This is a genomic window from Streptomyces sp. WMMB 322 (genome assembly GCF_900090145.1).
Classification (GTDB): Bacteria; Actinomycetota; Actinomycetes; order Streptomycetales; family Streptomycetaceae; genus Streptomyces.
This window is the reverse complement of record NZ_FMHI01000002.1, coordinates 385,532-398,002: the sequence shown is the minus strand read 5'-3', so window position 1 is coordinate 398,002 and position 12,471 is coordinate 385,532. Positions and strand designations below refer to the sequence as shown.

At 73.6% G+C, this 12,471-nt stretch carries 10 protein-coding genes; 3 read left to right on the top strand and 7 right to left on the bottom strand.

All coding sequences use genetic code 11. The annotated features are described in order from the left end of the window. Positions 1-15: 15 nt before the first annotated feature. Positions 16-2,424: a glycoside hydrolase family 65 protein gene (locus H180DRAFT_RS05290; RefSeq protein ID WP_055484779.1), complete on the top strand. Its 2,409-nt coding sequence runs from the start codon at positions 16-18 to the stop codon at positions 2,422-2,424. 40 nt (positions 2,425-2,464) lie between these two features. Here H180DRAFT_RS05290 and H180DRAFT_RS05285 read toward each other — a convergent pair whose 3' ends face one another. The 5 genes from H180DRAFT_RS05285 to H180DRAFT_RS05265 are packed head-to-tail and all read right to left on the bottom strand — an operon-like array spanning position 2,465 to position 7,295. Next, entirely contained in the window at positions 2,465-3,997 is a 1,533-nt protein-coding gene (locus tag H180DRAFT_RS05285) for a Ni/Fe hydrogenase subunit alpha (protein ID WP_074466636.1), read from the bottom strand. After that, on the bottom strand, positions 3,994-4,785 hold the full coding sequence (locus H180DRAFT_RS05280; RefSeq protein ID WP_055484778.1) for an NADH-quinone oxidoreductase subunit B family protein: 792 nt from the start codon (positions 4,783-4,785) through the stop codon (positions 3,994-3,996). The genes H180DRAFT_RS05285 and H180DRAFT_RS05280 overlap by 4 nt, the downstream gene beginning before the upstream one ends. A gap of 1 nt (position 4,786) precedes the next feature. Next, positions 4,787-5,563, bottom strand: a complete 777-nt coding sequence (locus tag H180DRAFT_RS05275) for an FAD/NAD(P)-binding protein (RefSeq protein ID WP_055484930.1) — start codon at positions 5,561-5,563, stop codon at positions 4,787-4,789. Between the two features lie 56 nt (positions 5,564-5,619). Beyond that, entirely contained in the window at positions 5,620-6,102 is a 483-nt protein-coding gene (locus H180DRAFT_RS05270; RefSeq protein ID WP_055484777.1) for a cyclic nucleotide-binding domain-containing protein, read from the bottom strand. After that, positions 6,099-7,295: a 4Fe-4S dicluster domain-containing protein gene (locus tag H180DRAFT_RS05265; RefSeq protein ID WP_055484776.1), complete on the bottom strand. Its 1,197-nt coding sequence runs from the start codon at positions 7,293-7,295 to the stop codon at positions 6,099-6,101. Before H180DRAFT_RS05265 ends, H180DRAFT_RS05270 begins: the two co-directional genes overlap by 4 nt. Before the next feature lie 168 nt (positions 7,296-7,463). Between H180DRAFT_RS05265 and H180DRAFT_RS05260 the strand changes: the two genes are divergently transcribed. Further along, positions 7,464-8,000, top strand: coding sequence for a hydrogenase maturation protease (locus tag H180DRAFT_RS05260; RefSeq protein ID WP_055484775.1), 537 nt, complete (start codon positions 7,464-7,466; stop codon positions 7,998-8,000). Between the two features lie 21 nt (positions 8,001-8,021). Here the strand turns inward: H180DRAFT_RS05260 and H180DRAFT_RS05255 are convergent, their stop codons facing one another. Both H180DRAFT_RS05255 and H180DRAFT_RS05250 read right to left on the bottom strand, forming a co-directional pair. After that, on the bottom strand, positions 8,022-8,486 hold the full coding sequence (locus H180DRAFT_RS05255; RefSeq protein ID WP_254665887.1) for a Crp/Fnr family transcriptional regulator: 465 nt from the start codon (positions 8,484-8,486) through the stop codon (positions 8,022-8,024). 124 nt (positions 8,487-8,610) lie between these two features. Then, a complete protein-coding gene (locus H180DRAFT_RS05250) occupies positions 8,611-9,285 on the bottom strand; it encodes a CBS domain-containing protein (protein ID WP_055484774.1) in 675 nt (224 codons plus the stop codon). Between the two features lie 352 nt (positions 9,286-9,637). Between H180DRAFT_RS05250 and H180DRAFT_RS05245 the strand changes: the two genes are divergently transcribed. Then, complete coding sequence (locus H180DRAFT_RS05245; RefSeq protein WP_055484773.1) at positions 9,638-12,415, top strand: bifunctional acetate--CoA ligase family protein/GNAT family N-acetyltransferase; 2,778 nt, start codon at positions 9,638-9,640, stop codon at positions 12,413-12,415. Positions 12,416-12,471 lie beyond the last annotated feature (56 nt).

Below are 12,471 nucleotides of genomic sequence, written 5' to 3'. Positions count from 1 at the left end.
GTCCGGAGGATCACCATGGACGCCTGGACGTGGCTGTACGAGGGCTACGAGCCGGAGCAGGAACAGCTGCGTGAGGCGCTGTGCACCCTCGGGAACGGCCGCTTCGCCACCAGAGGAGCCGCCGTCGAGCTGCCGGCCGGCGGCGCGCACTACCCGGGCACCTACGCGGCCGGCTGTTCCAACCGCCTCGTCTCCGACGTCTCCGGGCACGAGGTGGAGAACGAGGACATGGTCAATCTCCCCAACTGGCTCCTCCTGCGCTACCGCCTCCACCCCGCCGGCGGCGAGCGCGGCGACTGGCTCTCCCCCCGCTCGCCCGAGATGGTGGCCCACCACCGCCGGCTGGACATCCGGCACGGCGAACTCACCCGCTACACCGCCTACCGCGATGCCGGCGGGCGCGAGCTGGAAGTCGAGGAGACCCGCATCGTGAGCATGGCCGATCCCCAACTGGCGGCTCTGCGGATCGTCTTCACCGCACGCGGCTGGTCGGGCAGCATCGACATCGAGTCGTGCCTCGACGGCGACGTGCGCAACGACGGGGTCGCCCGCTACCGCGACCTCGCCGACCGGCACCTGTGCGACTGGGACACCGGGACCACGGAGCCGCAGGTCACCTGGCTCCGCTGCCGGACGACCAGCTCCGGCATCGACATCGCCCTCGCCGCACGCACCACAGTCGCCGCTCCGGCGGGCGGTCCCGGGCAGGCGGCACCTTCGTTCGCGCCCCGCAGGACGGCCGACCGAAGGAGCGTTCCGATCGCGGAGAGCTTGCCGGTGACGGTCGAGAAGACCGTCGCGCTGCACACCTCACGTGACAACGCGATCAGCGACCCGCTGCACGCCTCGGTCCAGGCGGCCCGCAGGGCCCCGGTGTTCAGGCACCTGCGCGCGGCGCACCGCACGGCCTGGCGCAGGCTGTGGACCGACACACGGATGGAGGTTGCGGGGGAGGCCGGACGCATCCTGCGCCTGCACCAGTTCCACCTGTTGCAGACCCTCTCCCCGCACACCGCCTCCCTGGACGCGGGTGCGCCGGCACGGGGACTGCACGGTGAGGCCTACAGAGGGCACGTGTTCTGGGACGAGCTGTTCATCCTGCCCTACTCCACCCTGCACGTGCCGGACGTGTGCCGGGCCCTGCTCGACTACCGCCACCGCCGCCTGCCGCAGGCATGCCGCGCCGCCCGTGACGCGGGGTACGAAGGCGCGATGTACCCGTGGCAGAGCGGCAGCGACGGACGCGAGGAGACGCAGACGCTGCACCTCAACCCCCGCTCCGGCCGGTGGCTCCCGGACCGCTCCCGCCTTCAGCGCCACGTCGGCTCCGCCGTCGCCTACAACATCTGGCACTACGCGCAGGCCACCGGCGACCTCGAATACCTCTACACCAAGGGGGCGGAGATGCTGCTGCTCATCGCCCGCTTCTGGAGCAGCCTGGCCCGGTGGGACGACGCGGCGGGGCGTTACCGCATCACGGGCGTGGTCGGCCCCGACGAGTACCACGACGCCTATCCCGGGGCCGACGAGCCGGGCCTCGCCGACAACGCCTACACCAACGTCGGCGCCGCCTGGGTCCTGGCGCGTGCCCTGGAACTGGTCTCGACGCTGCCCGACCACCGCCGGGGGGAGCTCTTCGAGCAGCTGAGACTCGCGCCCGGGGAACTGGAGCGCTGGGAGGACGTCTCGCGCCGCCTGAGGGTCCCGTACCACGCCGGTGTCATCAGCCAGTTCGACGGCTACGGGGACCTCGCCGAACTCGACTGGGAGCGCTACGAGGCCGTCTACGGAAACGGGATGAGACGCCTGGACCGGGTGCTGGAGGCCGAGGGCGACAGCGTCAACCGCTACCGCGCCTCCAAGCAGGCCGACGTCCTCATGCTCGGCTACCTCTTCCCGCCGGCCGAACTCAAGGCCTTGTTCGACCGGCTCGGCTGTCCGCTGGACGACGCGCTCTGGGAGCGGACCTGCGACTACTACCTCCGCCGCACCAGCCACGGGTCGACCCTCAGCAGCCTCGTCCACGCCTGGGTGCTGGCGCGGGAACACCGGGCGGACGCCTGGCAGCACTGCCGGGAGGCGCTGCTGTCCGACGTCGCCGACCTTCAGGGAGGCACCACTGGTGAGGGCATCCACCTCGGCGCCATGGCGGGCACCCTCGACCTGGTTCAGCGCGGGCTGACGGGCCTCCGGGTGCATGCCGGGGCCCTGCACCTGGACCCGGCACCGCTGCCGCAGCTGTCGAAGTTCAGCTGCACGGTTCACTGTCTCGGCCACTGGGGCGTCGAGATCAAGGTGCGCAAGGACCGGCTGCACGTGGCGGTACCGGCTTCGGCGGCCGATCCGTTGCGTGTGGAGGCGGGCGGACGGACCTACAGGATTCCGCCCGGCCGGGCGCGGTGGATGGAACTCCGGCCGGGGTGAGAGCGGCCTTCGCCACAGAGGGCGCGGTGGTGCCGCGCGTTCACCCGGTGCGGGCGCCCGTGTCCGGACCGGTCGCGCCCTTGCGTGCCGCGCGCTCTGCGCTGTCCTCGTCCTCCCCGCTCTCCCCGCTCTCCCCGCGCTCTGCGCTCGCCCCGCCCTCCCCGCTCGCCTCGTGCTCTGCGCTCTCCTCGCGTTCGACGTGCAGCCGCAGGAAGTGCGCGGAACACGAGATGCACGGGTCGTGGTTGCGGACCGCGCGCTCGCCCACGGCGGCCAGTTCCGCGTCGGTGGCGGGGCCGGCGCCCAGGCGTTCCTGGAGCGCGCGGCGGACGTCCTCCTCGATGGCTCCCTGGTTCTGCGAGGTCGGCGGCACCAGCACGGCATCGGTGACGGTGCCGGCCGCGTCCAGCGTGTACCGGTGGTAGAGCAGCCCCCGGGGTGCTTCCGTCGCTCCGTGTCCGGTGCCGGCACGGGCGGGGACGTCGACGTGGGGCGACGGCGGCGGCTCGTAGCCGTCGATGATGCGCAGTGCCTCCTCCACCGCGTAAAGGACCTCGATCGCCCGTACGACGATGCTGCGGAAGGGGTTGCGGCACACCTCGCCCCCGGCGGGATCGCCGAGCCCCGACTCCGTTGCCAGACCGCGCAGTTCAGGCGGGAGCCACCGGCCGCTGACGGCGAACCGGGCGAGCGACCCGGTCAGATGGCGGCGGCCGTCCAGCCGGGAGTGCAGTGCCGTGGAGTGGGCCACCTGGTACTCGACGACGTGCTCGCTGAACGAATCGAGCGGAAACGTGCGGTGAGCCGCCTGCTCCGGCGGCTCCGGCGCGGAGTCGGAGGCTGCGGAAGAGGAGGCTGCGGAAGGGGAGGCGGCCACCACCGCCGGGGTGCCGGACTCGATCGCGTAGGTGCCGGGTTCCGCGAGGGCGAGGAAGTCGACGTCGACGGCGGCATCGGGGAAGTCGAATCCGGCGACCCAGCGCACCGTCGCCTCCGCGTCGTCCCGTGCCCGGACCAGCATCTCCCGCAGGGGCCGCAGTTCGGTGCGTGCCGGTACCCGGTGGAAGCCTCCGAGCTGTGCGTTGACCGGGTGGATGGAACGCCCGCCCAGCTGCTCCACGACGGCGTTGCCGGCCTGCTTCAGGCGCAGGCCGCGCTCGACTTCCGTCCGGGCGAGGCCGGCGAGGCCGATCACGTCCGCACAGCCCAGGAAGTCCGGGGCGTGCAGCATGTAGATGTGCATGGTCTGGCTCTCGATCCACTCGCCGCAGTACAGGAGCCGGCGAAGGGCCGCCAACTGCCCGCCGACGACGGCACCGCAGGCGTCCTCCAGGGCCCGGCAGGCGCTCATCTGGTATGCGACCGGGCAGATCCCGCAGATGCGTGAGGTGATGTCGGGCGGTTCGGTGAAGGAGCGGCCCCGCAGGAAAGCCTCGAAGTAGCGCGGGGGTTCGTAGATCGCCAGCAGGCTCTCGACGAGCTGGTCGCCGTGCAGCCGCAGCCTCAGCGCACCCTGGCCCTCGACCCGGGTGAGGCCGCCCAGGCGCAGCTCTCTCGTAGTCCCGGTGCTCACCCGAGCTCCTCCTTCCTGGAGGCGGCGTCGAACTCCGGCGCCGCGGTGTTGAAGGTCCGCAGCAGACGCACGACGTCCATGCCGTCACGGCGCAACAGCGGTACGAACGCGGGGAAGTTGGTCGAATCGGAAGGGCCGAAGCAGCCGTAGCAGCCCCTCCCGTAGGCGGGGCACAGGGCACCGCACCCGGCGTGGGTGACCGGCCCCATGCACGGCACGCCGCGGGCGACCGTCACGCAGGGCGTGCCGCGCCGCTTGCACTCGAAGCAGACGCTGTGAGCCGGCACGTCCGGTGTGCGTCCGTCCAGGAAGGCGGTGACGACTTCGAGGAGTTGGCCGCGGTCGATGGGGCAGCCCCGCAGTTCGAAGTCGACCGGCACGTGGGCGCTGACGGGGGTGGAGGTGGCGAGGGAGTCGATGTAGTCGCCGCGGGCGTAGACGACGGCGCGGAACTCGGCCACGTCCGCGTAGTTGCGCAGCGCCTGGATGCCGCCGGCCGTCGCGCACGCACCCAGGGTCACCAGGTGGCGGGAGACCTCCCGTACGTGCCGTACGCGTTGCGCGTCCTCGGGCGTGGTGATGGAGCCGTCGACCAGCGCGAGGTCGTACACGCCTTGGTCGGGCGCGGTGACCGCCTCCTCGAAGTACGCGACGTCGATGCGCTCGGCCAGCGCGAGCAGTTCGTCCTCGCAGTTGAGCAGCGTCAGCTGACAGCCGTCGCAGGAGGCGAACTTGAAGACCGCCAGTCGGGGTCGGCGGCGCCCGCTCCCCTCGTCCTCCGTGCTCATCTCACAACTCCCTTACGGCGAGGAGCGGTTCGGCGACGTTCCAGGGCACCACGGGCCCGTCCCGGCACAGCAGGAGAGGACCGAGCTGGCAGTGGCCGCAGTGTCCGGTGCCGCACTGCATGGTGCGCTCCAGCGAAAGCTGGATCCGCTGCGGCGGCAGCCCGCGCCGCAGCAGGTCGCGCGCTGTCGCGCGCATCATCACCTCGGGCCCGCACACGAAAGCCGCCGCGCGGCCGGGGTCGAAGCCGGTCCTGCCGACGAGTCCGGTCACCACGCCCACGTCGCCGCGCCAGGTCTCGTCCGGCCGGTCCACCGTGACCAGGACCGTGGCGCCCGCGGTGCGCCACGTCTCGAACTCTTCGCCGTAGAACAGGTCGCCGGGGGAGCGCGCCCCGATCACGACGTTCACCCTGCCGAACCCCTCCGGAGCGGCCAGCACCGCACCGATCACGGGACGCAGCGGGGCGAGGCCGAGGCCTCCCGCGACGATCAGCAGGTCCCGCCCGGCCGCCGCGGACAGGTCCCAGCCGGCGCCGTAGGGGCCTCGCACACCGACCACGGTGCCGGCCGTCAGGGTCTCCAGGCGGGCGGAGACGGCGCCGGCGGAGCGGACGGTGTGCGAGAGCCGGTCCCCTTCGAGGCGTGAGACGGACAGCGGGACGTCCCCCACGCCGAAGCCGTGGACCATGGCGAACTGGCCGGGATCGAACGGCGGCAGCGCCGAGCGCACCGGGTCCAGCACGATCGTCGACGTGTCCGCCGTCTCCTCCTTGCGCATCACCACCCGGTAAGGGGACGGCGGCCGGGCGGGGACGGCACCGGGCGGGGGGAACGTCACCGGGCCGCCCCGCGCGGGGCGGGCGCCGGCTCCGGCCCGTTCCCGTACAGGTCCATCAGCCGGGTGCGGGCGGCTCGCAGGCGCTCGCCGATGACCTGTTCGGCGATGGTGCGGAAGAGGGCCAGCCCGGCGGCCGGCGAGTCCTCCATGGCGTCGCGCACCAGCCGGGCGTCGAACTCCCACGCGTGGACCTCGGTGCGGGTGCGGGCGCCCAGATGCCACCGGTAGGGCTCGAAGAGCCATGACCAGCCGAGCAGTTCACCGTCCGCAACGGTCTCGACGACGACGGTCCCGCGGCCGGGGACGTGCACGTCGAGCGCCACCAGACCGCTGCGCAGGAGCCAGAAGCGGTCCGCTGCGCCTCCCTCGTCGAACATCCTGGTCCCGGCGGGGAAGCTGGTCTCGTGCGCGAACCCGAGGAGCCAGCCCCGGTGGATGCCGGGCAGGGCGTCGAGGAAGCCGCGCCGGGCGGCGCTCACGCCGGGCCCTCCGCCGGAGGCGCCGGGGCCGCGGGGGCCGCCGCAGACGCCGGAGCCGCCGCAGACGCCGAGCGCTCCGCGTGCAGGGCGTGCACTTCCTCCGTGATGTCGATTCCCGTCGGGCACCACACGATGCACCTGCCGCAGCCCACGCAGCCCGTGCTGTCGAACTGGTCGTGCCAGGTGCCGACCTTGTGCGTCAGCCACTGCCGGTACCGGCTCAGCGGCGTCGCCCGGACAGGACCGGAGGTCAGGTGGGTGAACTCCACGTCGAAGCACGACTCCCAACGCCGCCAGCGCTCCGCGTGGGTACCCGTCAGATCCGTGACGTCCTCGACGCTCGTGCAGAAGCAGGTGGGGCAGGCCATCGTGCAGTTTCCGCAGGTCAGGCAGCGTGCGGTGACGTCGTTCCAGCGTTCGGCGTGCAGGGTGTCCCGCATCAGGTCCCGCAGGTTCACCGGCGGCATGCTGCGTCCCATGCGTCCGGCCGCCGCCTCGACCAGTCCCCTGGCCGCTTCCGACGTGCGCTCGTCGGCCGGCGCACGCGGGAGACGGGCCAGTACCGTCGCTCCTTCGTCGCTGCCCGCCCGTACCAGGAACCGGTGGCTGTCCGGCTCGACGATCTCGGTGAGCGCCAGGTCGTAGCCGGGTCCCGCGGCCGGGCCCGACCCCATGGACACGCAGAAGCAGGTGGCACCCGGTTCCGTGCACTCCGCCACGACGAGGAACGCCCGCCGGCGGCGTGCCGCGTACCGGGTGTCGGTGTGCGGACCGCCGCCGAGGACCCGGTCCTGGATCGCGATCGCCCGCAGGTCGCAGGGTCGTACGCCGATGAAGGCGTACGAAGGCACGGCACTGTCCTCCTCGTTGAAGACCAGGTCGCCGTCGTCCGTGAGGTCGGTGGTCCACTGCCGTTCGCGCTGCGGATGCAGGTACGTCTTCCAGGACTGGGGGCCGGCGCTGTGCGCGAAGGCGGCCCCGTCGGAGCGCGGCTGCAGCCGATAGCGCCCCGCCTCCAGCTCCACTCCCCACCCGTACGGCAGGTCGCGGCCGCCGCCGATCTCGTCCAGCACGATGGCCTCGTCACGCACGGTCGGCCCGATGACGGTCCGTCCGTCCTGCGCGAGCAGGGCGATGAGCGCGTCGATCCCGTCCTTGTCGAGCACCGCGCTCTGCCGGGAGTCCTCCGTCATCGCTCACCTTCCCTCGCGGAACCGGGACGGCCAGTATCCGAAGCGCGGGCGGCTGCCCGACGTACCGACAGCCGGGGGTGAAGCCAGACGGGTCCGTGCCGTCACTCTGTACGGTGGCCTCGCGCGGGAGCGGGCGACCGGGCCCGGGCGGCTCGGTAGGAACCCCTGATGAATCCCCTCCGCGTCCCCGCACGCACCGTCGTCATCGGCATCGGCAACGTCCACCGGCGGGACGACGGAGCGGGACCGCGCGTCGTCACCCGGCTCGCAGCCGGGCGGGGAGTCCCGGCCGGCGTCGCACTCCACGTCAGCGACGGGGAACCCGGGCGCCTGGTGGCCCTGTGGAAGGACGCCGAATCCGCCATCGTGGTCGACGCCGCCCGTGCCCGGCCGGGACAGCCGGGGACGGTCCACCGCCTCGAAGCCGCCGACATCGGGCTGCTGCCCGCCCCGGAAGCCGGAACGCACGGGCTGGGCCTGGGCGAAGCGGTGCGTCTCGCCCGGACGCTGGGCAGTCTTCCGCCGCGCCTCCTCGTCTACGCCGTGGAGACCGCCGACACGGGCTTCGGCACGGGACTGACCGGCCGAGTCGAGGCGGCGGTCGAGACCCTCGCCCGGCTCATCCGGCGGCAGCTGCCCGGCCACGGCGGCGCGGCCGCAGGGGCTCCGGAGCCCGGCGGCTGCGGGGGCCCGGCGGGCCGGTGATCCGCCGGCCCTGCCGCCCGGTCACGGAGCCGGTCCGCTGCCCTGGGGGCCGTACAGGTCCAGCAGCCGCTTGCGGGCCGCCTGGAGGCGGCCTCCGATGATCTCGGCGACGCAGTGGTTCAGCGCCTTTCCGAACGGGGGGTCCTCGTCGCACAGTTCGCGCACGGGCCGCGCATCGAACTCCAGCGCCCCCACGGCGGTCACCGCTCCCGCCCCCAAGTGCCAGGTGTACGGCGGGAACAGCCACGACCACCCGATGAGGTCCTGGGAGTGCAGCGTCTCCAGCGTCGCGGCGTGACGGCCCGGCACGTGCATGTCGAGGAGGACGGTGCCGGAGCGGATGATCCAGAAGCGGTCCGCGGAGCTGCCCTCCTCGAAGATGCGCGTGCCCCTGGGGAAGTGCACCTCGCGGGAGTGCTCCATCATCCGGTCGTAGCCCGGGGAGGGGAGCGCGTCCAGCAGCCGGGGCCTCGACGCCGTCGTCACGGCGCTGCCCCGGGGGCGGCGCCGCCCGTCCCGCCCGGTCCTCTCCGGGCGGGCTCCCGCGCGGCCGGAACGCGTCTCGCGGCAGCTCCTGCGGCAGTTCTCACGGCCGCCCGCGCGGCGGCTCTCACGGCAGCACCGCCGCACCGGGCGCCGTCTCGGACCGGCCCGTGAGCCGGCTGCGTACCTTGACCACACCGTCGACGCTCTGGCACAGACGTTCCACGACCGGGACGAGGTGGACGGGAGCGACCTCGCCGCTCAGCGTCACGCAGCCGTCCTGCACCTCGACGGCGAGCTGCCGGGCGGCCAGGCCGAGCGTCCGCTCCAGGACGTCGCGCACGATCTCCTCGCGGATGGCGTCGTCCCGGCGCAGGAAGACGCGCAGCAGGTCCGAGCGGCTCAGGATGCCGACGAGGCGGTCCGCCTCGTTGACGACGGGCAGCCTCTTGACCTGCCGGTCCGCCATCAGGCGTGCTGCTTCCACGACGTTCCACTCGGGACGGGCGACCACGGGAGGACTCGTCATCAGCTCGTCCGCTCTGGCGGCCTCCCCGGGAGGCCGGCTGCCGGGCCGGGGCTCGCGTGCGGGCATCAGCCCGGAGGGGTCGGGCTGCCCCGCCTGTTTCCCCAGCAGGTCGGCCTCGGAGACGACACCGACGGGATGCTCGTCGTCGTCGACCACGGGGAGCGCCGTGATGTCGTACTCGGCCAGGATCTCGGCGATCTTCTTGAACCCGGTGTCGCGGTGAACGCGCACCACGGCGCGGGTCATCAGATCGTGGACGGTCCGGTGCTGCATCAGCCGTCTCCCTCACGTAGGCCCCGGAGCGATGCCGCTCCCTCCCACCATCGGCCGCGTGCGGTGAGCCCGCCACAGGGTTCCGCGTGCGGGGCGGAGGGCCCGTGGCCTCCGGTTCCGGGGGCGGGGCCGTGCGGAAGCGGCAGCTTGGGGCTCGCTCCGGGCCCGCTCCGGGCTCGCCCGGGGCCTGCTCCGGGCCGCCACCCACGCCCGCCGCACCCTTCGGCCGAACGGATGAGCCGTGCCGCGCCCCCGCCCGCCCCCAGGTCCTCCCTCCCGGCTCGCGCGCCACCGCACCGGCCCGTGTACTGGTACGGGACCAGTCGCACACAGGGCAGGGAGAGGGGAGCCGATGACCTACGCTGCCCCGCGCATGGCGGAGACGTACGCCTTGCTGACCGACGGCAGAACCGTGCAGATCCGGCCCGCGCGGCCCTCCGACCGCGGCCAGGTCGAGGCGCTGTACGAGGGCATGTCGCAACAGGACCACAAGCAGCGGTTCTTCGGCGCGGGCGCCGGCCTGCGCGAGCGGGAGATCGACCGGGTCTTCGGCCCGGGCCGTTCGGACCTGCTGGTGCTCCTCGCCCTCCACGGCTCGCAACTCATCGGCACGGCCGAGTACGAGAAGCTCCTCGAGGAGCCGGCGGCAGCGGAGATCGCCCTCGCCGTCGCCGACGGGTTCCAGCACTGCGGCGTCGGCACCCTGCTGCTGGAGCACCTGGCGCACGCCGCGCGAGCCGAGCACATCACCACGTTCACCGCCGACGCACTGGCCGAGAACCGGGACGTCCTGGATGTCTTCGAAAACCTGGGCCTGCGCTACGAGCGCACCTTCGAGAACGGCGAAGTTCGCTGCCGCGTCGACCTGACGCCGCACGAGAGCTATCTGGCCGCCGTCGACGCCCGGGGCAGCACTGCCGACGTCGCCAGCATGCGACCGCTGCTCCAGCCCCGCTCCGTGGCGGTCGTCGGGGCGGGCCGCTCCCCGAAGTCGGTGGGCCGCGCCGTGCTGAGGAACCTGCGCCGCTCCGGTTTCACGGGCGCTGTGCACGGGATCAACCCGCACGCCGCCTCCATCGAGGGCTTCGCCTGCCGCCCCGCCGTCTCCGAGCTGCCCCACACCCCCGACCTGGCGGTGATCGCCGTACCCGCGCACGCCGTCCCGGAGGCGGCGGACCAGTGCGGCCGCTTCGGCGTACGGGCCCTGACCGTCCTGACGTCCGGGCTGGACGAGGCGCTGGGCGGCGCCCTGCTCGACATCTGCCGCCACTACGGCATGCGCCTCGTGGGGCCCGACTGCCTGGGCATCGCGAACACCGAGGACGGCATCCGCCTGGACGCAACCTTCGCGGCCGATCTTCCCGAGCCGGGCACCGCGGGGGTGGCCGTGCAGTCCGGCGGGGTGGGCATCGCGCTGCTCAGCGACCTCGCCCGGCTGGGAATCGGCGTCTCCAGCTTCGTGTCACTGGGCGACAAGTACGACGTGAGCGGCAACGACCTCCTGCAATGGTGGGAGGCCGACGAACGCACCAGGGTGGGCCTGCTGCACCTGGAGTCCTTCGGCAACCCCCGCGCCTTCTCCCGTACGGCCCGGCGCGTCACCCGGCTGATGCCCGTACTCACCGTGGACGCGGGCCGCTCCGACGCCGGCCGCCGCGCCGCGGCCGGGCACACGGCCGCCGCGGCGACCCCGGCCATGACGCGGCAGGCCCTCTTCCACCAGGCCGGAGTGACCGCGACCCTCTCGCTGGGGGACCTGACGGCGACGGCCGCGCTCATGCACAGCCAGCCGCTGCCGACCGGCACCTCTGTCGCCGTCGTCTCCAACGCGGGCGGCACGGGCGTACTGACCGCCGACGCCTGCGACGAAGCGGGACTGACCCTGCCGGAGCTGCCCGAGGACGTCGCCGCCGAGCTCCGCACCCTGCTGCCGGAGGCGGCGCGTGTGGCCAATCCGCTCGACACGACCGCGGCCGTCGGCCGGGGCGCACTCGCCGAATGCGTGGAACTGCTGAGCACCCGGGCTCCTGTGGACGCGGTGCTCGTCGTGCTCGTCCCGACCGCGACCGCGGCGGCCGGCGGGGACGACCTGGTGCGGGCGGCGGCCTCGGCCGAAGCTCCGGGAGGTGGCCGCACCCTGGTGACGGTCCTCCCCGACCAGAGCGAGCGCGTACGCCTGGTGCGGACGCCCGGAGGCACCGGGCCGGCCGCGGTCCCCGCCTACGCCGACCCGCAGGACGCGGCCCGCGCCCTGGCGCACGCCGCCGCGAGGTCACGATGGCTGGCACATCCTCCCGGCCACGTGCCGGACCTGAGCGGACGGGTGGACACCGACCGGGCCCGCACGCTCGTACAGGCGGCTCTCTCCGAGCACCCCGAGGGCACCTGGCTCGACCCGGACCGGTGCGGGCACCTGCTCGACCTCTACGGCATCCCCCGCGTTCCGCAGTCCGTGGTCCGCGACCGGGCCGGAGCCGTCCGCGAGGCTGCACGGCTGGCGCCCGGCGGCGGACGTCTCGCGCTCAAGGCGTACGGGCCCGACCTGCTGCACAAGAGCGCTCACGGTGCGGTCGTCCTCGACCTCGAAGGCCCCGATGCGGCGGGCGGCGCGTTCCGGGACCTCCGGAACCGGCTGGGGGAGCGGATGGACGGTGCGATCGTCCAGCCCATGGCCGGACGCGGAGTGGAACTGATCGCGGGCGTCGTACAGGACGACGTCTTCGGCCCGCTGGTGCTCTTCGGACTCGGCGGCACCGCCACGGACGTGCTGGCCGACCACGCCGCCCGTCTGGCGCCGCTCACCGACCGGGACGTGCACGAACTGGTCGCCGCACCGCTGTGCGCCCCGACCCTCCGGGGCCAGGGCCAGGGCCAGGGCCAGGGCCAGGGCCGGGGGCGGGGCCGGGGCTCCGGCGAGGCCGTGGACCTGCCGGCTCTCGAGGACCTGCTGCTGCGGGTGTCGAAGATGGCGGACGATCTGCCCGAACTGGCCGAGGCCGACCTCAATCCGGTCCTGGCCCGTCCCGACGGTGTCGCCGTCCTCGACTGCCGCATCCGCCTCGCCCACCCGCGCCCGCCCCGCCCCGGACGCGGCACAGGCCCCCACGCCTACCCGCGACGGCTGCGCTGAGCGGCGGCGCCGAAGGCGGGGCGCCGAGCCGCGGCGCCGAAGGCGGGGCTCGCGTT

Coding starts and splice junctions, on each gene's coding strand:
- H180DRAFT_RS05265 (WP_055484776.1), bottom strand. CDS start 7,295: ATGACGGAGGACTCCCGGCAGAGCGCGGTGCTCGACAAGGACGGGATC.
- H180DRAFT_RS05275 (WP_055484930.1), bottom strand. CDS start 5,563: ATGCGCAAGGAGGAGACGGCGGACACGTCGACGATCGTGCTGGACCCG.
- H180DRAFT_RS05280 (WP_055484778.1), bottom strand. CDS start 4,785: ATGAGCACGGAGGACGAGGGGAGCGGGCGCCGCCGACCCCGACTGGCG.
- H180DRAFT_RS05290 (WP_055484779.1), top strand. CDS start 16: ATGGACGCCTGGACGTGGCTGTACGAGGGCTACGAGCCGGAGCAGGAA.
- H180DRAFT_RS05245 (WP_055484773.1), top strand. CDS start 9,638: ATGACCTACGCTGCCCCGCGCATGGCGGAGACGTACGCCTTGCTGACC.
- H180DRAFT_RS05250 (WP_055484774.1), bottom strand. CDS start 9,285: ATGCAGCACCGGACCGTCCACGATCTGATGACCCGCGCCGTGGTGCGC.
- H180DRAFT_RS05260 (WP_055484775.1), top strand. CDS start 7,464: ATGAATCCCCTCCGCGTCCCCGCACGCACCGTCGTCATCGGCATCGGC.